The sequence below is a fragment of the Paenibacillus sp. NPDC093718 genome (assembly GCF_050279985.1).
In the GTDB taxonomy this organism is placed as follows: domain Bacteria; phylum Bacillota; class Bacilli; order Paenibacillales; family Paenibacillaceae; genus Paenibacillus_AQ.
The window spans coordinates 114,885-137,007 of the sequence record NZ_JBNNUS010000003.1 but is presented as its reverse complement, the minus strand read 5'-3'; the positions used below and the strand labels follow the sequence as shown (position 1 = coordinate 137,007).

General features: G+C 50.0%; 19 protein-coding genes. 12 read left to right on the top strand and 7 right to left on the bottom strand.

The genetic code is table 11. The features are described from left to right. Window positions 1-113 precede the first annotated feature (113 nt). The 5 genes from ACQKPA_RS10475 (at window position 114) to ACQKPA_RS10455 (ending at window position 6,431) form a co-directional block, all read left to right on the top strand. Window positions 114-2,081 carry a methyl-accepting chemotaxis protein gene (locus ACQKPA_RS10475; protein ID WP_427491931.1) on the top strand — a complete coding sequence of 656 codons (1,968 nt, stop codon included), beginning with the start codon at window positions 114-116 and terminating at the stop codon, window positions 2,079-2,081. Window positions 2,082-2,294: 213 nt separating this feature from the next. After that, a complete protein-coding gene (locus ACQKPA_RS10470) occupies window positions 2,295-3,155 on the top strand; it encodes a transporter substrate-binding domain-containing protein (protein WP_119850065.1) in 861 nt (286 codons plus the stop codon). Window positions 3,156-3,473: 318 nt separating this feature from the next. Next, complete coding sequence (locus tag ACQKPA_RS10465) at window positions 3,474-4,694, top strand: ABC transporter substrate-binding protein (protein ID WP_427491929.1); 1,221 nt, start codon at window positions 3,474-3,476, stop codon at window positions 4,692-4,694. A gap of 52 nt (window positions 4,695-4,746) precedes the next feature. Then, a complete protein-coding gene (locus tag ACQKPA_RS10460) occupies window positions 4,747-5,613 on the top strand; it encodes a carbohydrate ABC transporter permease (RefSeq protein ID WP_127594633.1) in 867 nt (288 codons plus the stop codon). Continuing rightward, window positions 5,613-6,431, top strand: a complete 819-nt coding sequence (locus ACQKPA_RS10455) for a carbohydrate ABC transporter permease (protein ID WP_427491927.1) — start codon at window positions 5,613-5,615, stop codon at window positions 6,429-6,431. The genes ACQKPA_RS10460 and ACQKPA_RS10455 overlap by 1 nt, the downstream gene beginning before the upstream one ends. A 222-nt stretch (window positions 6,432-6,653) precedes the next feature. Here the strand turns inward: ACQKPA_RS10455 and ACQKPA_RS10450 are convergent, their stop codons facing one another. Further along, complete coding sequence (locus tag ACQKPA_RS10450; RefSeq protein WP_427491925.1) at window positions 6,654-8,117, bottom strand: carboxylesterase/lipase family protein; 1,464 nt, start codon at window positions 8,115-8,117, stop codon at window positions 6,654-6,656. 277 nt (window positions 8,118-8,394) lie between these two features. Between ACQKPA_RS10450 and ACQKPA_RS10445 the strand changes: the two genes are divergently transcribed. The 7 genes from ACQKPA_RS10445 (at window position 8,395) to ACQKPA_RS10415 (ending at window position 15,785) form a co-directional block, all read left to right on the top strand. Then, entirely contained in the window at window positions 8,395-9,393 is a 999-nt protein-coding gene (locus ACQKPA_RS10445) for a Gfo/Idh/MocA family protein (protein ID WP_427491923.1), read from the top strand. Continuing rightward, the gene (locus ACQKPA_RS10440) at window positions 9,390-10,385 is read left to right on the top strand and encodes a Gfo/Idh/MocA family protein (protein ID WP_427491921.1); all 996 of its coding nucleotides are present in this window, start codon (window positions 9,390-9,392) and stop codon (window positions 10,383-10,385) included. The genes ACQKPA_RS10445 and ACQKPA_RS10440 overlap by 4 nt, the downstream gene beginning before the upstream one ends. Window positions 10,386-10,849: 464 nt before the next feature. Then, complete coding sequence (locus tag ACQKPA_RS10435; protein WP_427491919.1) at window positions 10,850-11,749, top strand: helix-turn-helix domain-containing protein; 900 nt, start codon at window positions 10,850-10,852, stop codon at window positions 11,747-11,749. 307 nt (window positions 11,750-12,056) lie between these two features. Beyond that, complete coding sequence (locus ACQKPA_RS10430; protein ID WP_427491917.1) at window positions 12,057-12,362, top strand: hypothetical protein; 306 nt, start codon at window positions 12,057-12,059, stop codon at window positions 12,360-12,362. A 223-nt stretch (window positions 12,363-12,585) separates the two neighbouring features. After that, the gene (locus ACQKPA_RS10425) at window positions 12,586-13,398 is read left to right on the top strand and encodes a MurR/RpiR family transcriptional regulator (RefSeq protein WP_427491915.1); all 813 of its coding nucleotides are present in this window, start codon (window positions 12,586-12,588) and stop codon (window positions 13,396-13,398) included. A 224-nt stretch (window positions 13,399-13,622) separates the two neighbouring features. Next, window positions 13,623-15,113, top strand: coding sequence for a PTS transporter subunit EIIC (locus tag ACQKPA_RS10420; protein WP_427491913.1), 1,491 nt, complete (start codon window positions 13,623-13,625; stop codon window positions 15,111-15,113). Window positions 15,114-15,140: 27 nt separating this feature from the next. Then, window positions 15,141-15,785: an N-acetylmannosamine-6-phosphate 2-epimerase gene (locus ACQKPA_RS10415; RefSeq protein ID WP_246059855.1), complete on the top strand. Its 645-nt coding sequence runs from the start codon at window positions 15,141-15,143 to the stop codon at window positions 15,783-15,785. Window positions 15,786-15,926: 141 nt separating this feature from the next. Here ACQKPA_RS10415 and ACQKPA_RS10410 read toward each other — a convergent pair whose 3' ends face one another. From ACQKPA_RS10410 to ACQKPA_RS10385, 6 genes are all read right to left on the bottom strand, one after another. Beyond that, window positions 15,927-16,769: an undecaprenyl-diphosphate phosphatase gene (locus tag ACQKPA_RS10410; RefSeq protein ID WP_427491911.1), complete on the bottom strand. Its 843-nt coding sequence runs from the start codon at window positions 16,767-16,769 to the stop codon at window positions 15,927-15,929. Between the two features lie 104 nt (window positions 16,770-16,873). Beyond that, window positions 16,874-17,485 (bottom strand): DedA family protein, encoded by a 612-nt coding sequence (locus tag ACQKPA_RS10405; RefSeq protein WP_427491909.1) that lies wholly within the window; start codon window positions 17,483-17,485, stop codon window positions 16,874-16,876. Between the two features lie 41 nt (window positions 17,486-17,526). Then, window positions 17,527-19,476 (bottom strand): FtsX-like permease family protein, encoded by a 1,950-nt coding sequence (locus ACQKPA_RS10400; protein ID WP_427491907.1) that lies wholly within the window; start codon window positions 19,474-19,476, stop codon window positions 17,527-17,529. Next, entirely contained in the window at window positions 19,451-20,221 is a 771-nt protein-coding gene (locus tag ACQKPA_RS10395; protein WP_427491905.1) for an ABC transporter ATP-binding protein, read from the bottom strand. Before ACQKPA_RS10395 ends, ACQKPA_RS10400 begins: the two co-directional genes overlap by 26 nt. A 156-nt stretch (window positions 20,222-20,377) precedes the next feature. Next, window positions 20,378-21,412: a HAMP domain-containing histidine kinase gene (locus ACQKPA_RS10390; RefSeq protein ID WP_427491903.1), complete on the bottom strand. Its 1,035-nt coding sequence runs from the start codon at window positions 21,410-21,412 to the stop codon at window positions 20,378-20,380. Continuing rightward, window positions 21,409-22,110 (bottom strand): response regulator transcription factor, encoded by a 702-nt coding sequence (locus tag ACQKPA_RS10385; RefSeq protein ID WP_427492771.1) that lies wholly within the window; start codon window positions 22,108-22,110, stop codon window positions 21,409-21,411. The genes ACQKPA_RS10390 and ACQKPA_RS10385 overlap by 4 nt, the downstream gene beginning before the upstream one ends. Between the last annotated feature and the right edge of the window lie 13 nt (window positions 22,111-22,123).

Genomic DNA, 22,123 nt, shown 5'->3' with positions numbered 1-22,123 from the left:
TGTTCATTTTTGTTTGTAGAGAGAAAGTCCTTACAGAAAAAAGAGCACTTGCAAAAATTTTGGACGAATGATCAGATAGGACCCAGGCACTATTTTTGGGGAGGGTTTACAGCATGCTAAAGAGTCTCAAGCAAAAAATGATTACAATGATTTGTTTGCTCTTGCTCGTCAGTCTTGGATCCGTCTTTGCCGTAACTTACAACCGGTCCTCCGTATTGCTTCAGGAGAGCCTGGACAAAGAAGCGCAGCTTAGCGCGGAGAAACTTGCGCTTCAGATCGACCAGTTTCTTGACGTGGAAATTGCCAAGGTTGAAAGCGTGGGGAAATTCGTCACAGGGAATAAAGCGCAAGACTTGCAATTGATACAAGCGGCGCAGGAAGTGAACCCGGAATTTGAAACCTTTTTCTTCTCGTACGATTTGACCGGGAAGAATGTCATTAACTTTCTGGGTGAAGTGACTGATGTATCCGATCGCGTTCACTATCAGGAGGCCGGGAAGGGCGAAGGCAAGCTGGTTGTATCGGAGCCGGTGCTTTCCAAGCGTACGGGCAACAACATCGTAACGATGATCATTCCGTTGATGAAGGATGGAAAACAGTACGGTTACATGGGCTCAACGCTTCCGATCAACGAGGTGCAGAAAAAAGTATCCTCCCAAACCTTTGGAGATACCGGGTACGCATTTCTTCTAAGCAAAGCGGGAACGTTCATGTGGCATCCATCAGAGGATTTCGTCCTTCAAAAGAAGGTCGAAGACGTGGAGAGCACGGAATTATCCCAAGCTTTTGACAAGGTGCGTCAAGGAGAGATGGGAGAATTCGAATATGTTCTGGATAACGTCGAATACACGGCGGCTTTCGCTCCATCCAATTTGAATTGGGGCATATTCGTAACGGCACCGACCAAGGAGCTGAATGCTCCGATCACGGAGATGTCGGTTACGTTAGTCATTATTTCGGTTGCCGCGCTGGTCGTTTCCGCCGGTGCAGCGGTCTGGTTCACGGCACAGATCGTCCGGCCGATCCGCAGGCTCAACACGGCAGTTAAGGAAGTTGCGGCAGGCGATTTGACCAAGACCATTCAGGTTAGCGGCAAGGATGAGGTTGCCGTCCTTTCCGGCGATTTTAACCAGACGGTGTCGCATCTGAAACATCTGGTCCTCGGTGTGAACGATTCTTCCCGACAAGTTATGTCGGTAACGGAGACCGTTTCGAGCGGGGTGGAGACGGCTATGGACAGCGTGGATCGTATCGGCGCCTCCATTCGTCAAATTGCCAGCGGCGCGAATGCTCACGCCTCAAGCTCCAACGAAATCGCAGTATCGATGAGTGACATGGCAAGCGGGATCGTCAAAATAGCCGAAACGTCCTCCATGGTATCCGAAGCTGCACAGGAGGCGGCAAGTCAAGCGGAGACCGGATCGGTTGTCGTTGAACAAGCCGTGAAGCAGATCGGCAACATCGGCGCGGGCACGACCAAGGTCGGCACGGCAATTGAGCGCTTGAATGAGCGTTCTTCCGAAATCGAGCAGATTTTGAGCTTCATCACGGAAGTGACCTCCCGGATTCGTTTGCTATCCTTGAATGCTTCGATTGAAGCAGCCAGAGCAGGCGAGCATGGACGCGGCTTTGCAGTCGTGGCTGAGGAAGTCAAGAAATTGGCTGGACAGTCCGAGGTATCAACCGATCAGATCGCGAAGCTGATTACGGAAATCCGCGAGGACACAATTAACGCCGTACAGGTGATGGACGTAAGCCGGAAGGATGTACAGGATGGAATTGCGCTGATTGAAGAGGTGCGCGAGAAATTCGATAACATTTTGAGTGCGACACGCAACGTGGCTGACCACATTCTGGAGGTATCGGCAGCTTCCGAGGAAATGTCGGCGGGATCCGAACAGGTCAGCGCTTCGGTGGAAGAGCTGAAATCCATCGCAGATCTGACTTCAAGCGACGCCCAAAATGTGTCTGCCGCAGTGGAAGATCAAATCTCAACCATCAAGGAAATTTCGAACTCCGTCAAACATCTGGAGACAGTCGCTCAGGAGCTTAGCAAAGAGCTTTCCAAATTCAGGCTTTAACATTCCGTTCTTATGGACCGCACGTATGGGTACTTGAGAGGGGGGATGCCTGGAAGAAAAGAGGCTCAAATCGTAACGTGTAAGGCAGTAAGTCAGTAAGTCAGGGAAAGTACCAGCAAGACGATGATCAGAGTGTTTCAGGCAGGTCGATGCCGCTGCCAACCAAGGGGCATCAGGATGTACAACTAGATGAAAACTGGAGGAAACGAAGACATGGCTAAGAATTGGAAAAAGGTATTACTTGCAGGGGTAGTCAGCTTATCATTGGTGGCAACGGGTTTTGCTGCAAACGAAGTGCTTACATCACCGGAGGTATCCGCTAAATCGGCTTCGACCAATGCACCTGGACAACTAAAGAAACAAGCGGCTTCCCAGCTTGACGAAATTATCGAAAGAGGCTACATCCGGGTTGGTATGACAGGGGATTACAAACCGTTTACATATTTGAATCCTGCTACAAAAGAGTATGAAGGTTATGACGTCGACGCTATGGAAGAGCTTGGTAAGGATCTTGGCGTGGAAGTTCGCTACGTCAACACCACTTGGTCCAATATGATGAAGGATCTGCAGGCTGATAAATTCGACATCGCAGTGGGCGGCGTTACCCGCAACACGGCAAGACAAAAAACGGCTTATGTATCCCAAGGGTACATTTCCTTCGGTAAAGCACCGTTGATCCGTGCAGAAGACAAGGACAAATACCTGACGATTGAAGACATTAATAAACCTTCGGTTCGCATTGGCGTCAATCCGGGCGGAACGAACGAAGTATTCGTACGCGAGCATCTGACAAAAGCTAATGTAACCGTCGTTCCAAATAACCTGGATATCCCGCATTTGGTAGCAGACGGTACGTATGACGTCATGATTACCGATACGATCGAAGCGATTACGTATGCAAAAGCAGATTCCAGACTGTATGCTGCATTGACGGATAAGCCTTTCACGAACAGCGAAAAAGGCTACATGATTCCTCGCGGCGACTTTGAGTATGCAAGCTATCTGGAAATGTGGATTGACGAAATGAAGCTGCAAGGCAAGTTTGCTGACATTCATAAAAAATGGTTGGAGTAGGTTGAATCGGGCTATGAAATGACAGCCGATTCTCGCCAGCAGATCAGGATGAAGACCCTGATCTGCTGGTTTTTTTTATGTTTATGGAAGGTATCCGTTTCAACGAATCCGAACCATAGGATACTCGCAAAAAAGCTTCCTTTAAACGTAATCTGTCATGGGTGAAGGAACGTCAAATAGACTTTTTTTCTGTTGTCTTACAAGGTATCCGGAGCGCTGTCTTGGAGTCCATGAGGTTTACCAACCAAGCAAAAAGGGTAGTAAATAGACATGGACTTTGACCAAAACTACATCAGGATATGAAACGGGGGGCAGACCATGAAGCTTGGTAAATGGTGCGCGGCGTGTTTGGTGACTGTATTGATGCTGACCGCTTGCGGTGCAAAAGAGGAATCGGGACGCGTGCAGCTTGAATTTTTTCAGAATAAGCCTGAAGCGAAAGGCTCCTTTGATGCACTAATTGAGAAATTTAATCAATCCCAATCCGAGATCAAGGTTGTTCAGGTAAATCCGCCGGATGCGGAGACCGTACTCAAGACAAGAGTCGTCAAGAATGATATTCCTGACATTATCGGGATGGGTGCAACCGACACTTATTCATTGCTGGCGCAAAGCGGCATATTTATGGATTTGACGAATAACCCGCTGCTGAGTCAGGTGGATGAGACCTATGTCCAGATGCTGAAAGACGTAGCCGGGATGGACGAGGTTACGGGGATTCCCTTTTCCACGAACGCTAACGGCGTGATGTACAATACGGAAATTTTCAAGGAATTGGGGCTCAGCGTTCCCAAGACCTGGGACGAGCTGTTAGCTACGGCGCAGAAGGCCAAGGATGCCGGGAAAATCCCGTTCTATTTCACTTATAAAGACGATTGGCAGACGGTGCTGCCGTTTAACGCATTGGCATCCAATCTGGAAGGCATCGAATTTTACATGGATCGCCGGGAAGGCACGGTAACGTTTGCCGAGAAGTATCGAGAGATTGCGGAGAAGCAGCTCGCGCTGATGGACTATGGCCATGGGGATAACTTCGGCAAGAACTACGCGGACGGCAACCGGGGGTTTGCGAGGGGAGAATCCGCCATGTATATCCAGGGGACCTGGGCAATTCCGGAAATCCGGAAGGCCAATCCGGATGCGCCGATCGGCTTCTTTCCGCTGCCAACCGGCGATAATCCGGAGGAGAATAAACTGATCTCGGGCGTTGATACTCTGCTGGCTATTTCCGAGGACTCGAAGCATAAAGAGGAGGCTCAGCGTTTCATTCAGTTTCTGCTGGAGCCTGAGAATAGCAAGCAATATATAACAGAGCAAACGCTGTTCTCCACTGTTGAGGGCGTGACGCAGGATGATCCTGCCGTTGCGGAGCTGCTGCCATATCTGGAGCGGGGCCAAGTCATCGATTTTGCCGATCACTATATTCCTGCGGCCGTGCAGCTGAACTCGGTGATCCAATCCTTCCTCCAGAATAGGGATATCGACGGGTATCTAAAGAAGCTGGACACCGAATGGGACAAAGTAGCGGACAGGCGCTAACGGAGCGTCGACGCTGTTACACGATAACCACGAGCATTGAGGAGGACCCAACATGAACAAGCGTCTTATGCCTTATTATTTGATGACCGTGCCAGCGGTCGTGCTGTTCTTCGTATTTCTGACACTGCCGGCTTTGCAGGGGGTGTATTACTCCTTCACGAACTGGAATGGATTCGGCGATAACTTCGATTTCATCGGATTCAAGAATTACGTCAATCTGTTCAAGGACGGCAATGTGGGCAATGCGTATTGGTTCACATTCAAATTCGCGGTCGTGGTAACCATCCTGATCAACATCTTCAGTCTGCTGATTGCCATGGGGCTGAATGCCAGAATCAAAGCGAGGAATTTCTTCAGAGGCATCTACTTTCTTCCGAATATTCTGAGTGTGCTGATCGTTGGTTACATATTCAACTATCTGTTCTCGAATGTGTTCACCATCTGGGGGCAAAACCTCGGGATCGAATGGCTGTCCACCAATATCCTTGGCAGTGAACAGCATGCTTGGATCGGGATCGTGGTGGTGGCGGTATGGCAGGGAATAGCTTATAACACGATCCTGTATCTCGCGGGGCTCCAGACTATCCCTCACACACTGTACGAGGCGTCCAACCTCGATGGAGCAAACCGCTGGCAGGAATTTTGGAAAATAACGTTTCCGCTGATCGCGCCGTTTTTTACGATCAACATGGTGCTTGCAATGAAGAATTCCCTGATGGTCTTTGACCAGATCGTAGCCCTCACCAACGGCGGTCCGGGCCGGGCGACGCAGTCGATCTCCCACTTGATCTATACCGGCGGCTTCGAGGGAGGGGAGTTTGCTTATCAATCCGCGAACTCCGTGATCTACTTCATCCTGATTGCCACAATATCGATTGTGCAGATTCGGTTCCTGCAGCGAAGAGAGGGGGACATGTAATGCGGACGAAAACCAACTGGACGGTAATGATTCTCATCACATTGGGTACGATATTGATTCTGTTCCCGCTCTACATGACGATTACGATTGCGCTCAAAACGCCGGAGGACATGCTGGCTTCCGTATTCGGCTTGCCGAAGGAGCTGCATTTCGAGAATTTTGCGAATGCCATCCGAATGACCAATTTCTTCAACGCGCTGGGCAATAGCGCGTTGGTAACGACGGCAACGGTAGTACTGACCCTGCTGACCAATTCGCTCGTCGCTTATGCTATTGCTCGCAATATGAACCGGAGGTTCTTCAAGGGTTTATACTTCTACTTCATCAGCGCCATGTTCATTCCGTTCCCGATCATTATGCTGCCGCTGGTCAAGCTGACAGCCGGGTTCAATATGACGAATCTGGTCGGGCTTACGATCCTGCATACTGTATATGCATTGGCATTTAACGTATTTGTGTACGTGGGTTATATCAAATCCATTCCGGTGGCGCTGGAAGAGGCAGCCCGAGTAGACGGTACGTCGACTTGGGGGACATTCTGGAGGATCATATTCCCGATTATGGCGCCAATCAATGCGACAGTAGGCATTCTGATCTGCCTCTCGACCTACAATGACTTCCTGCTGCCGCTCATCATTATCAGCGATACGGATTCCTACACGCTGCCGCTTGTGCAGTATATTTTCCAGGGGCAGTTCAATACAGATTTCAATCTGGCTTTTGCTTCATATCTGATGGCGATGCTGCCGATGATCATCATTTATCTGTTCGCGCAGAAGTGGATCATCAACGGCATTACGCAGGGAGCTGTGAAATAAAGAGTGCTCGGTTCCGATTCAGGGTTCCTAATACGGAGGCTGAACCGGGCGTTGTAAGAAGTACGCCAGAGGTTAGCGGCGTATGTGCATGTGCCGCCTGCAAATAACAAAAAGCTGTATTCCGGCATGATATCCATGATGTCATGCCTGGAAATACAGCTTTTTTGCTGTTATAAGGATCCCCTCCCGCAAAAGAGGGCCCTTGCTTAGGGCTTGTCCATTTTATAATTGCAGCAATTCCCGTTTCTCCGCATCCGGATCCTCGATGATCCTGCTGTCGTTGTTGAATATCATCGTTGAGCGCGACACGGGATCATAAGCTGGCCACGGCAGTGCCTCCGTATCCGGTGAGCCATTGCGCGCAAATGCAATCCATGCATCCTGCATCCGGTCGGACAGGGCTTGCGTGGCAGCATCGACTTGAACACCGATGTTCTGAAACAGCGCCAGCGTGTTGAATACAAACGGTATTTCCAGAGCGTGCATCGCTTTGCCGAGAACCGGATGATTCGGCAGCGTCCAATCGAATCGGTACATCCATACCGGCGCGTGCTTGCTCTGAGCGGAAGCGAACTGCAGGGCCGAGCGCCAGAAATACAGGTCAGTCATAATCTGGGCATGTCCGTCGATGCTGTACGGGTATTCCTTGGTGATAGGGGCAGCATCATGGATGCCGGTCATCATTTCAACGGTGCGGACAAGATCGTCCTCCTTGACAAGCGGCATGTCCGGCCGGAAGAACAAGGCGCCTTCATCGAGATTTGTTCCGATCAGGATCGGCACGTCCTTGGCCCAGCCCGATTGAATAGCCTGCAGCGGATCATGAGGCAGCGTGTCCGGCTCCAGCACCGGCTGGAAGATCATGTTTACGCCGGGTCCGATCCGTTTCTTCAAGCGTTCCCCGGCTTCGAATATTTCTTCACCTGTCAGGGATTCCAGCTGATGGATGTGGTCAGGCGAGATGTCCAGCTCTTTAAGCAAACCAGCCGTTACCATCTTTGCCTGTTCCGGAGCCATGACTTGGGCAGCACCGCTTTGCATGATGGCCCGGTGAAACAACCCTTTGGCTGCCGGCATTGCAAGTAAGGCTGCGATGCTCATGCTGCCGGCCGATTCCCCGAATACGGTAACCCGTTCGGGGTTGCCGCCGAAGCCCGCAATATGATCCCGTACCCATTGTAGGGCCGCTATTTGGTCCAATAAACCAGTATTGGAGGAAAAGGATTCGCCGTATGGGGAGAGATGGAGAAAGCCGAGCGGACCCAGTCGGTAATTGATTGTTACCACAATCACGTCGCCTCGGAGTACGAAAGGCGTGCCGTTATAGCTTGGCAAGCTGCCGGAGCCTGTGACGAAAGTGCCCCCGTGAATCCATACCATGACCGGCAGCGGCTCCGCTGGCGTGTTCAGGGGTGCCCACACATTGAGATAGAGGCAATCCTCGGACACCGTTTTGGTCACTCCTCCGCCTAGCATGCTTGAGGTGGATTCAAGCGGTTGAAGACACATGGGGCTGAAGGCAGTGGTATCTTTTATCCCGTCCCATGGATCGGGGGGCACGGGAGCACGGAATCGAAGCGGGCCAACCGGGGGCTTCGCATAAGGAATTCCCTTCCATACGCGTACTCCGTTTTCCGAACCGCCTTGAATACGCCCGGCTTTCGTTTGAACGACAAGTTCTGACATGTTCACTCTACACCCTTTCTCTCTGTGGATCTTTCCTGTCGACCCTATTCGAATGTTATTCATAAATGGCTGAAGCGTCATATAGAAGATTTTTACTACTCTATGTATACACTTTACCAAGTTAGCCGCATAAGTTCAAAAAAGCACGAATCATGCGAAATAGAGGCAGGAATGTCATGTCACATGAAGAATGTAACAGGGTGGGTCGTATTCGCGGATAACGATTACGGTATCACCTTTTGGTCCAAGTCATTATAGGTATACTGGAGGGATAAGCATGAACATAGCGATTTTGGGCTGCGGAACGATGGGGACAGCCTATGCGCACAATTTGGCGAAAATGCCGGGAGTAACGGTGACAGGTGTGGTTGATATTAACGCCGGGCGGGCTGAGCGGGCAGCAACTTTGACCGGGGCGAAGGCATACACGGATGTAGAGTCGCTGTTTGAACAACAAGGTTTGGAAACGGTTGCGGTGTGTCTGCCCACCTATCTCCATAAACCGTTTGTGCTGAAGTTAGCAGAAAGAGGGCTGCACGTCATCTGCGAAAAGCCGGCAGCATTGACCCTGGAGGATGCACTGGAAATGAAGGCAGCCTGCGAAAAGCATGGAGTCCGCTTGTTTATCGGACATGTCGTTCGATTCTTCCCGAATTATCATGATGCCTATCGGCAGGCCAACTCCGGGAGCATCGGAACACCAAAGATGGCTCACTTTAAGCGGTACGGTTCGTATCCGCAGGGCATGGATGGATGGTATAACGATCCGGGCAAGAGCGGCGGTGTTATCATGGACCTCATGATTCACGATATCGATTTTGCCTGCTGGCTGTTCGGGGAAGTAGAGTCGGTATATGCTTCCACCGTTAAGCGGGCTGAGCCTGAGATGGAGTATGCTCAGCTTACGCTTCATTTTAAAAATAGAGCAATCGCAAGTCTAACCGGCTATTGGGGGTATCCCGGACCGTTTACGACGCAGTTCGAAATTTCGGGAAACCAAGGAATCATAAGATTTGATAGCAATCAGGTGCAGTCTCTGGACATTAAATTGGTGAATGCGGAGGCAGGAGAGGGAGCAGCCGTGCAGGTTCCTTCAAGCCCAAGCTTGTATGACCCATATTATTACGAGGTGCAGCATTTTATCGAGTGCATCCGGAAAGGCAGCGAGCCGCTTGTCAGTATCAAGGATGCTTGTTATGCCGTTGAAATCGCTCAGGCAGCGGAGCAATCGGCTCAGACTGGACAGCCCGTGATGATCGGAGGGACAGTTTCATGAAGAAAGTTAAAGTAGGCTTTATGAGCTTTGCTCATATGCATGCAGCGAGTTATCTCTTAGGCATGCTGAAGCGGGATGATGTCGAGGTGGTCGGAGTCGCGGATGAGAACGCGGAGCGCGTGCGTCCTTACTCTGTGGACCGGGGAATACCGTATTATGCAGACTATAATGAATTGCTGGCACAGGAACTGGATGCGGTTGTCATCTGTTCGGAAAATGCACGACATGCGGAATTTACCAAGCTTGCCGCTGCGGCGGGTAAGCATGTGCTGTGCGAGAAGCCGTTAGGTTTGTCCGAGTCTGAGATGCTGGAGATGATTCAAGTGTGCAAGGATCATGGCGTTCAGCTCATGACGGCTTTTCCTTGCCGTTATATTACCTCCGTGCGTCAGGCGAAGGAAGCGATTGACGCGGGACAAATCGGTGAGATTTTGGCCATGAAGGGAACCAACCGGGGTAGCATGCCTGGCGGATGGTTTATCGAACGGGAGAAGTCGGGCGGCGGAGCCGTATTGGACCATACCGTCCATGTGATGGACCTGATGCATTGGTTTACCGGCAGCAAGGCAGAGGAAGTGTACGCCCATGCGGAAACGCTCTTCAATGACACGGAGATTGACGATGCCGGCATGGTCCACGTCAAATTCGCGAATGGCGTTGTTGCTGTACTGGACCCAAGCTGGTCCCGTAATCGCACCTTCCCGACCTGGGGAGATGTAACGCTTGAGATCATCGGCACCAAGGGTGTGCTGAACATTGATTCCTTTGCCCAGAAGAACGATGTCTACAGCGATGTAACTGGTAAAGCTGCGTGGAGCTTCTGGGGCGATGATATGGATGCAGGTCTTGTCAACAGCTTTATCGACAGCATCCGCGACGGCAAGCCGGTCGAAATAACAGGGGAAGACGGGTACTATTCTGCCCGTGTAGCCATTGCAGCGTATGAATCCGCAAGCACCAAGCGTACCGTTCAGCTGAAACCGCTGGGGTAAATGCGATTTTTCGGCTTTAGCCGTGCAGCAGGATGCACGCTCGGATACGTGTCGCCGTCTACGACACGTATCCTCAAGACGTGAGGTCATGTCGAAATGTCCGACACGCATCCGGCAATATTTGATGCACACTCCCTAAAGGCATGTAATGCGGGAGTGTACCGGGATTCCGGGGTGCAGCTCAGGTTATGCAGGTAGTCGTGATCGATGATTTGCACGATAACCGGCCTTGAGCACTCCTGCAATCGTTGAGAGTAGGGATCGTCGCTAACGATGAATGCAGTATGAGCGCGGTTATAGCTTCTTCATGGCAGGAAGCCTTTCCCGGGATCCATAATGAGAATCGTATCATGGCAAAAGCCTCTTCGATCATTGCAATCGAAGGGGCTTTTTGATGTTGGCAAAAAAGATCAAAAACGTCCTTCTTCCATTTGGTATTCTTAATAACAAAGGAGGGCCTGACCTTGAGTACCCAGCGTATCATCCAAAAAAGCATAGCGTACATGGAGCAGCATCTGGAGGAGCAGCTGACCCTCACGGATATTGCATCCTATGCCGGTTTTTCGCCATATCACTTCCACCGCTTGTTTCGGAAGGAGGTTGGCATGAACATCGCGGATTACCTTAGAAAAAGAAGACTCTGTTATGCAGCACAGCTCTTGCTGCACTCCGAGGCTGCGATAATCGACATTTCCCTGCACTGTCACTTCGAGAGTCAGGAGTCGTTTACGAGAGCATTCAAAAAATTGTACGGCATGCCGCCGGGGCGTTACCGGAAAATCTTTGCGGTTCACGCTCAACACTCAAGCTACCAAAAAGGAGAGGATCATATGCAGCAGAAAACGCAATCCGCATTAAAAGGCTGGTTTCTGAGCGGAAGCCACCCGCATGATTATGAAATCGGCATCGACCGGTCCACTGTCCACCAAGGAAGCACTTCCGGTTACCTAAAAGCTCTTACCCCAATGGAGGATGGCGCTTTTGCCACCATGATGCAGCAGTTCAAAGCCGACAAGTATACGGGCAAGCGGATGCGGTTCTCCGGCTTTGTCAAAACCGAGAACGTCAAAGAATACTGCGGGCTGTGGATGCGCGTTGATAACCGTGCGGAAGACGTGCTTCAGTTCGATAATATGAATGACCGACGCATTGTGGGCAGCACGCACTGGAATCACTATGCGATCGTGCTGGACGTACCCGAGGACAGCGCCACGATCTCGATCGGTGTCCTGCTGATGGGGGGAGGCAAGGTGTGGGTGGACAGCTTCCGTTTTGAAGAGGTGGATCTCAGCGTTCCGACGACGAACCTTGACGTTCATTATGAACTGCTTGAGGAGCCTGCTAATTTATCGTTTGAAGAGTGAAGCGACGGGGTTGCGCCCATCTACGGAAATAATTGATCTTGGCTCGTTGATGGATAGGGGAGTCCCCGTACAACCATTAGGCAGAAGTCCCTCCTTATCGGAGGGCTTTTTCTTTTTTTCTTCATGGATGGATGGTTGCGTTGCACCATATTTACTCCTATGATGGTCTTGAGCAATTATCCCTATCATTATGGCAATCATAGAGAGCATTTAGCGCATTAGAAACCACTTTTATCATCCGCATCTCTTCTTGTCCACGATATTTCTGAAGAGTACGAGCATCTGTTTGCCAAAAGGAGGGTGTACCATGCAGGTAATAACACTATGCGGCTCGACCAAGTTTAAAGCACAGTTTCGGGAAGTCGAAGCTGCGCTTACGTTAAGCGGACATATCGTTCTTAGTGTCGGTTTTTTTGAGCAGAGCGACGGAATCGAGATTACGGAGGAGCAGGAGCGCAAGCTTAAAGAGCTGCACTTCCGCAAAATCGATATGTCGGACGAAATCTTTGTAATCGATGTGAATGGCTATATTGGAGACAGCACTCGGGCCGAGATTGAATACGCCAGCTGTCATGGTAAGAAGATACGGTATTATTCAAAGGACCAACTGTAGTAGTCTGCTCCTCGAAGTCCCCGCATTTATGATATTCGTTGACGGACAGAGCGGACGTTGTTTACTAAAAATCGGTCTTCCAAAACGAGCTCGATATCATTCTCTGTATACCCGTTTTTACGAACTAGGATTCAGGATGGGCACTAGCATTCACGCCCATAGCAATAATATTGAATCCATATGCTTTTTTTGTTATAATTCCCAAATGGCGGTGGTGGATTCAATGGATATTTATATGGTTATTCAGCAGTTATATCCGAATTTCTCGAAGAAAGAACAGTTGGTTGCGAATTATATTCTTCAAGAAGGTCAATCAATTAATAACATGAATATATCTGTGCTGGCGAACCATGTTGGTGTCTCGAATGGGACAATCACGCATTTTTGCAAGAAGATTGGTTGCAATAATTTTGCCGAATTGAAGGTTCAGTTGGGCAGGCTTCGTACTGCGACGGCTCCTTCAGCGGAGGACAATATTCTCATTCAAGTATCTAAATTCTATCAGACGGTCATTGAGCGTTCGAATCAATTGCTGGACATTACATATTTGCATCAACTTGCTGAAGCGATTAAGAGCGCAGCACGAATTTATATATACGGAATCGGGAGCTCGGGACTTTCAGCGAAGGAAATGATGCTTCGCTTGCTGCGTATGGGCTTCAATGTGCAGAGTATTACGGATTCTCATTTAATGCTGATCAATAGTTCGATAGTGAATGAGAATGATTTCGTTATTGCGATTTCCAGTTCAGGGGAAACGTCTGTCATTGTCGATGCAACCAGAATTGCAAAGAATAATGGGTGCAAAGTCATCTGTCTGACCAGCTTCTCCGAAAGTACGCTGGCGCAACAAGTGGACTCTTTTATTTTGGTCTCCAACACATTGTTTGTTGATAAAGAAAGGTTTGTAAATAGTCAATTTTCCGTCATGTATGCGATAGATATTTTATGCATGATCTTACTCGCGGATCCGGATTTAAATAGTCGGATGCAAATTACTGTTAATACGATTCTTGAACACAATCGAATGGATTAATAATAAAGCTTTCATCGTACCTGTGAACCTTAGAAGTTGACGTATTTTTCGTCTACTGGAGGGGCACAGGTTTTTTTATTGTCATTGTTCATACTAAGTGTCATAGATTAATTACCAATTAATAAAATTATTTTAGTTAAATTATATTTACTAAAATAATTTCATGATGTAGAATTGACATATCGCGATGGAATACAATGATTGATCCAATAGGAGGAAAATCCATGTTTAAACAGTTGCAAAAGCTTGGTAAGTCATTTATGTTACCGATTGCAATCCTACCTGCTGCGGGTTTGCTGCTTGGGATTGGGGGAGCCTTATCGAATGCGAATACGATTGCTGCATATCCGATTCTGAATACGCGGTTTTTACAAGCTGTTTTTCAAATTATGTCGGCAGCCGGCAATGTTGTGTTTGCCAACTTAGCGCTAATCATGTGTATTGGTCTTGCCGTGGGGTTAGCGAAAAAAGATAAAGGTACTGCTGCGCTGGCGGCAGCCGTCTCGTTCCTGGTTATGAATGCATCGATTGGTGCAATGATCACGGTATTTAATCCAAGCGTTGAATCCATTGACACCGGAGTTGTAGGGGCTATTGTCATCGGTATCCTGGTTACTTATTTGAACAATCGATACCGGGGGATTCAATTACCTTCCTTTCTTGGATTTTTTGGAGGCTCGCGGTTTATTCCGATCGTCTCATCTTTCAGTGCTATTTTTGTAGGCGGGATTTTCTTCTTAATCTGGCCCACATTTCAAGGCTGGCTGGTAGCGGCGGGGACTGCTATAGCCGGAATGGGATATTTCGGTACCTATTTATACGGATTCTTGCTTCGTCTTACAGGTGCTGTCGGTCTACACCATATGATCTATCCGATGTTCTGGTTCACAGAGCTGGGCGGCGTCGCCACGGTTGCAGGTCAGCAAGTGGTGGGTGCGCAGAAAATCTTTTTTGCCGAGCTGGCTGATCCGAATCATGTTGGAATGTTCTCCGAAGGAACCCGTTTTTTTGCAGGACGTTTTGCTACGATGATGTTTGGTCTTCCTGCGGCATGTCTTGCGATGTATCATTGCGTTCCGAAGCACCGTCGCAAGCTTGTGTTTGGTTTGTTCTTTAGTGCAGCGCTGACATCGTTCCTGACAGGGATTACGGAGCCGATTGAGTTTATGTTCTTATTCGTCGCTCCCTGGTTATATGTGATTCATGCGGCTCTAGATGGTCTATCCTTTATGATCGCGGATATGTTATCCGTTCGAATCGGGAATACCTTCTCTGGCGGGGCCATCGACTTCATGCTCTTTGGGGTTCTACAGGGGAATGCCAAAACTAATTGGATCTATGTCATTATTGTGGGGCTCTTCTGGGCTATCATCTATTACCTTGTGTTCCGCTTCTTAATTACGAAATTCAATGTGGCGACACCTGGACGTGAAAGTGATGGGGAGAGCGTATCGGTTGAATCCAAGGACAGCATTGGAGAGACCGCGATGAAAGTGCTGAATGCGCTTGGTGGCAAGGAGAACCTGGAAGATGTCGATGCATGTATTACAAGACTTCGTGTTGCAGTCAAAGATGTATCGAAAGTAGATAAGGACACAATTAAAGAACTGGGTGCTACTGCAGTGTTGGAAGTAAAAGGCGGGATTCAGGCTGTATTTGGCGCAAAAGCCGACTTAATTAAACAAAAGATAAATGAGGCTATTGGAGAAGAATAAAGAGGATTGGCATGGAGGGAACATATTGTGAAACGAGGATTAATTGTATCATGTCAGGCTTTGCCAGGCGAACCGTTGCATAGTTCATTTATTATGGGACGTATGGCCATTGCGGCAGCCGAATCCGGTGCGGTGGGGATCCGTGCTAACAGCGTTGAAGACATTGAGGAAATAAAGAAGCAAGTTGAGCTGCCCATTATTGGTATTATCAAAAAAGACTATCCGGGCATGCAATCGTTCATTACAGCGACCATGACCGAAGTGGATGCGCTTGTTGGTACGGGGGTTGAGATTATTGCTGTGCAAGCAACGATGGATCAGGATGAGGCATTCCTGCAATCGATCTTTACAAAATATCCTTCGCAGAAGTTCATGGCGGATATCTCCACAACGGAAGAGGGGTTGCGAGCAGATCGATTGGGGTTCCACTACATTGGAACGACACTTATTGGTTATACACCGCAGTCTCAGCATGTGGAGAAGTTCACCGTGCTGGAAGAACTGATTAAGCAGTGTAAGAAGCCAGTCATTGCAGAAGGCAACTTCAACACACCGGAGCAGGCTGCAAAAGCGATTGAAATGGGAGCTTATTGCGTGGTTGTAGGCAGCGCCATAACAAGGCCGCAAATCATCGCGAAATGGTTCTCGAATGCGGTAAACGAAATTCTATAACAAAAGAGATACAGTTGGTACGATAGCTATCCGCGCACCCTTAATAAAAGGCGGGGCTGTCCCAAAAGACATTGAAGATGACTTAGGGACAACCCCGCCTTTTTTCAATCTTGTGCATTCAATAAACATGAACGAACGGTTTTACAGATAAAGCACCAACGCAATAACAGCAGCGAGCACGATCCGATAGATCGCAAACGGCACCAGCTTGATCCGGTTAATCAGCTTAAGGAAGAAGCGGATGGAGATCAAGGCGAAGACGAAGGCTGCTACGAAACCGGCGATGAAGAACGGAAGAGCCTCCAGCGTGAAGTATTCCCAGTTCTTCAGGAGCGACAGCAAGCTGGCTCCGAACATGATCGGCACAGCCATAATGAAGGTAAAGTCAGCCGCCGCGCGGTGACTCATGCCGAGCATGACGCCTCCGGAGATGGTGGAGCCGGAGCGGGAGAAGCCCGGCCAGAGCGATAGACATTGAATCAGACCGACGCTGAATGCCTGTCTGTACGTAATTTGGTCGACAGTGACCACTTTCGGCTCTTTTTTCGAGCTGACTTTATCGGCAACGATCATGAAGACGGCTCCGATCACAAGTCCGATAAGCACCGTTTCGGTAGAAAATAAATGCTCGTCAATAAGGTCTTCGAACAAGACGCCCAGAACACCGGCCGGAATCAAACCGACAATAACCTGGCTGAGCTTCAATCTGCCTGTACCCGCCGGTACGCCGGCTTCAGGCTTTTTGCGTTTGAGTCCCAAGAGATCCAGGAAGCGGTCCTTAAACACAACGAGGACGGCGAGAATGGAGCCAAGCTGAATGACAACCTTGAAGGTGTTGGCTACGTATTTCGTCAGAAACTCCTCGGATTTCAGCCACATATCATCAACGATGATCATATGACCGGTAGAGGATACAGGAGCGAACTCGGTCAGTCCCTCGACGATTCCCAGAATAATTGCTTTGAGGATAGTTAAAAAATCCATGACCTATAGTCTCTCCCTTACAAAAAATATTAAATGTAATGATATGAATGATGAATGGCATGAAGTGCGTGATCCAATCTTCAACTTTTCAGCGGCACCCGATTTTAAGCTGACTTTCTCCGCTTGCGGAAGAAAAGGAACAGAAACGCAATCACGGCCACAGCTATTACAGCATAAGCGATATTGGAATAGACGTCCATGAAGGCCACGATTTTTTCCCATGAACCGCCGACAGCGGCTCCCACGCATACCAGAATAATGTTCCAGATCAGTGTACCGATCGTCGTGAAGAGGAGGAACATGCCGAACTTCATGTTGGACATCCCCGCCGGGATGGAGATCAGGCTTCGGATCAGCGGAATCATGCGGCAGAACAGGACGGTCCAGTAGCCGTATTTATCAAACCACGCATCCGCCTTGCGGATGTCTTCTTTTTTGACGCGGAGGATATGTCCCCAACGATCCACGATTTTTTCAAGCCGCTCGACATCGAGCAGGCGACCAATCCCGTACAGAATAACAGCACCGGCTATAGATCCGATCGTAGCTGCAATAATAACGCCTGGCACCGTCAATTTCGTGTAGGTGGTCATGAATCCGCCGAAGGTAAGAATGACCTCGGAGGGGATTGGAGGAAACACGTTTTCCAGGGCAATCATCAGCAGGATGCCGATATAGCCGAACTGCTCCATAATATCCGTAATCCAGTTTTCCAAAAGATACACCTCTTTCAAAGTAAGAATGCTGCTTGCATCCTTTATATCAGGGTCTGCTTCAGCTTGCGCAGATATTGACTGCGGATGAAGAAGAAATACAGGACCTGCATCATCAGAAAGCTGATCAGCACGATGCCCATTTCTGCCGCAATAGATAAATAGAAGTAGCTCTGCAGCGCGACAAAAGCAAAGATGCTGTGCACAATCGCAAGGCCGATCGGTACAAAAAACAGCAGCGCCAGCTGTCCGGTGACGATCCGCCGGAACTCCTTATCGGTCATTCCAAGCCGGGATATCGTGGCATAATGCCTGCGGTCATAATCCAAATCGGCATAGAGGCGGAAGTACAGGAAGCTTCCCGCCGCGATAAAAAACACCGTACCCACAAGCAGTGCCGCGAACAGCAGCATATTGTACAGGCTGTCCCGGAGGGCAAACAGCGTGCCGCTGACCGCCAGCGCATAAGGCTGGCCCATCTCATAACGCACCGCCCCGCGTGGGGCCAGATGAGGGACGATGCCCTCAGTCTTCGTGAAATCATCCACATAGAAGCCGGTGTAACGCTCTAGCCTGACCGGATTCGTGATGGCGGCGAAGGCTTCGTCACTGACCACAAGCCCGCCAAAACGGGAATCGTTGTCCATTTCCGGCAGCAAATATTCCGGTACGCCGACATGATCGGAATAACCGGTTTCATGCAGGAGGATTTCGGAATCATGGATCCGGTAGGAAGCGTGCTCCCGATGGCGAATATAAGCCCTGTCATTTTGCGAGGCAATGAGGACAAGAGCATCCTCACCGATCAGCGGCTGTTCATCAAACGGCAGCCCCGCCATCACGACGGCCGCCTTATAATCGGAGAACGAGATCAGTGTCAACGGAATCTCCGATGGACCGACCTGCGCCGATGCCAGTACGGCATCCGTATATTTAACGCGAAACGATAGCGTTTCAAACGGTATTTTTCTCGATTCAAGCTCATACCGGATCTCGTTCAAATGCTGCTCCTCGGAGGCATCTCCCGTTATGGCGAGATAACCGATGGCGGCTGGGAAGTCCTCGTTGAACTGCTTCGTGAGCACCGGGATGGAGGCGAATACGCCTACCGAGCAAAAAGACACGGCCAGCACGATCGTTACCATCGAGAACATCTGGGCATGATCCTTAAGCCGGTATTGCAGGCTGGATAGCGAGATCAGCTTGGTCCTTCTCCAGGCTAATCGGCGGCTCTGCCTCAACCTTCGCACGAGAGCGACCCCTAGCTGCGTATACAACAGATAGGTGCCGATCATCGTCATGAAGGTAACCGGGAACATGCGCAGCGCGAGGGTCGACGCGCTTGTCGTAGCCGCCAAGCTGTAGCTGACTACCAGCAGCACGGCTGCCAACATGGATAACCAGGGCGATGTCCTGGGCGCGGTTTTCGGCCGCTGTCCGGACTGAAACAGATCGATCAACGCTTTAGGACGCAGCAGCCAGGATGTGCACAGCGAGATAATGATAAACAGCAGCACGTAACTTGCGACCGTCAGTCCAAGCGCACGCAGGGGCAGTCGAAACGGCAGGGGCGGGATTCCAAGAAAGGCCGAACCTGCCATCAGAAACAGCTTGCCTGTAATGACGCCGAACAGGATGCCCGTTGCAATGGCGCTTACGCCGATGATCATATTTTCGAGAAACACCATCTTGTTAAACTGTCGATCCGTCATGCCATGCATGAACAGAATGCCGAACTCGCGCTTGCGCGTCTTCAGAAAGGCCCCGACGGAATACAGCACGAAGAAAAATGAGAATACATACATGATCAGCTCGGCGCCGAGCATCGCTTGGATAACAACCGGATAGAACATCTCGTCGGCTATCGAAGGATGGAACAGGAACAGCGCGCACACAAAGAATATCATGACGGAGAATGCGCTGCTTAAGAAATAGGCAGCATAGGTCCGCTTATTCCTCAGGACATTCCTAAAAGCGAATTGTCGAAAGGTCATGACTTCCTCCTCCCAGCAGCGCCAGCATGTCGATGATTTTCTGGAAAAAGGCTTGGCGGTTGTCACCGCAATACATTTCATTATATAGTTGTCCGTCCTTGATGAACAAGACGCGGTCACAGTAGCTGGCTGCCACCGGATCATGAGTGACCATGAGAATCGTTGCGGAAGCCTCTTTACTAGAAGCGGAAAGCGTCTGCATCACCTCTTTGGAGGCTTTGGAGTCCAGATTGCCGGTGGGCTCGTCAGCGAGAATCAAGGAGGGCTCCTGAATGAGCGCTCTGGCAATGGCAGTGCGCTGCATCTGTCCGCCGGAAATCTCATAGGTATGCTTATGCAGAATGGACACGATGCCGAGTCGATCTGCGATCCGGCTCAGCCGGCTGCCCATTTCGTCCAGCGGCATGCCTTCCAGCGTCAACGGGAGAACGATATTTTCCTCAACGGTGAGTGTATCCAGCAGATTGAAGTGCTGGAAGACGAAGCCCAGCTCCCGGCGCCGAAACAGAGCGGTGTCGCTTCTGCTGAGGAGATGAGGATTGCGCCCATTGATGATCACTTCCCCGGCCGTGGGCTGATCAATGGTTGCAATCAGATTGAGGAGCGTGGTTTTTCCGCTGCCGGATGGGCCCATAATGCCGACGAATTCCCCTTTGGCGACGTTGAAGTGAATATTGCTTAGCGCTTGGAACGCCACTTTACCCTCGTAGATTTTGGATAGATGCTTGACGCTCAGGATGGGCATATCTTCACTCCTCTATAACGATGATATCATTGTAAAAGATTCGGTCGCCGCCATGCCATATTCGTAACTTACAGTTACCTTACAACCTTGTAAGGTTTCTTGAACTGCCGTAAGTTTGATCAGGGACTGGTCACCGCCATAGTATCCGAACGGGCACTAATCAGCTGCTCTGCTTGCCATTAAGCTATTGTGCGATGTGCCTGCAGAATCCGCAAAAACGATGCGGACCGTCGTTCCTTCATCGACCTTGGATTCGATCTCGAAGGCATGTCCAAGCTTATCGCATATTTGTTTGACCAGAAACAGCCCCATGCCTGTCGATTCCTGGAACCTGCGACCGTTCTCTCCGGTGAAATAGGGATCGAATACCCGCGGCAGGTCGCTTTGGGGAATGCCGATGCCTTCGTCCCGGATCTCAAGCACAACTTGATTCTCCCGGGTGTAGCCGTTAAAAAAGAGGGTGCCTTGTTCCTTCAGCGTATATCGAACCGCGTTGGTCAGCAGCTGCGTCAGCACAAAGGAGAGCCATTTCTCGTCCGTGGCTACCGTTAATCCGGAATCGATCCGGATGGACGGGTATATTCTCCGCCGGATAAACAGCCGCTTTTGCTCGGACGTGACATGACGGACGATTCGCTGAAGAGGCAGGTTTTCCACATGGAAATCATGCTCGAACGTATCGAGCCTGGCAGTATACAGCACCAGATCAAGCCCTTTTTTGAGCCGGTCCAGCTCGTCGCCGATCGCGGCAAAACGGGGCTCATCGTCATCCTGAAGGATCAGGTGAATAACCGAAATCGGCGTTTTCATCTGGTGGGCCCATTGGTTGATGAACTGTAGATGGCCTTCAATCTTATGCTTATAGTTATGCAGATCCGTGGTGTAATGCCGGAACTGGGTTTTCAGCAGCTGATGAAGCGCTTCGGCGAGCGGGGTATGGGAGGATTCTGCCGAGGATTCGCCGGTTAGGGAGTCTCCCGGGAGCGGCTGCTCTAATCGTTTATAGAAGGAACGGTTGGCAATGAACCGGAAGGCCAGATAGCCGAGCAGCAGCAGCAAGCTGATGATGCCCGCGTACAGGCTGACCGTCAAATTGCGATAACCATCCAGCCTGTAGATCAGGGTTACGACAAGGAGCTGGGCGATATAGACAATCATTAAGGGACGCTGCTCTTGCAGAAATAGCCTCATGCTTCGTCCCCCCAGCTCGGTACCAGCCGATAGCCGCGCCCGCGCACGGTTTGAAGATCGTCCTCGATTCCGAGGGCGGTGAGTTTCTTGCGGACGCGGGTGATGTACACATTCAGCGTATTATCGTCCACAAAGGCCTGATCATCCCATATTTTCTCCAGGAGCCGGTCCCTGCTGACGATCTGCTCGGGCTTCTTCATTAATTCGTCCAATATTTTGGCTTCGGTGTGGCTGAGCTCCGCTTGGGTCTGTCCGAGCGAAACGGAGAGACGCTCAACGTCAAGCGTGAGTCCGGCAACGCTGAGGACACGATCATTCTGACCGGCAGCATAGGACCCGTAGGCCCGCCGGAGCTGGCTTTTGATTTTGGCCATGACAATCTCGTAGTCAAAGGGTTTGGTTATATAATCGTCGGCACCGTTCTCCAGCGCCATCACCTGATCCATTTTCCCGTCGCGGGCGGAGATGAAGATGATCGGGCAGGTGGAGAGGCTGCGGAACTGTCGGCACCAATAATAGCCGTCGAATTTAGGCAAATTGATATCCAGGAGCACAAGATGAGGCTCATAAGATTCAAATTGATCGCGTACCGTCTCGAAGTCATGAACGGACTGCGTCATGTAACCGAATTTATGAAGATACTCTTTCAGCAGGTTAACCAGTCCGGTATCGTCTTCGACAATGAAAATTTTGAACATATCGATAATAGTC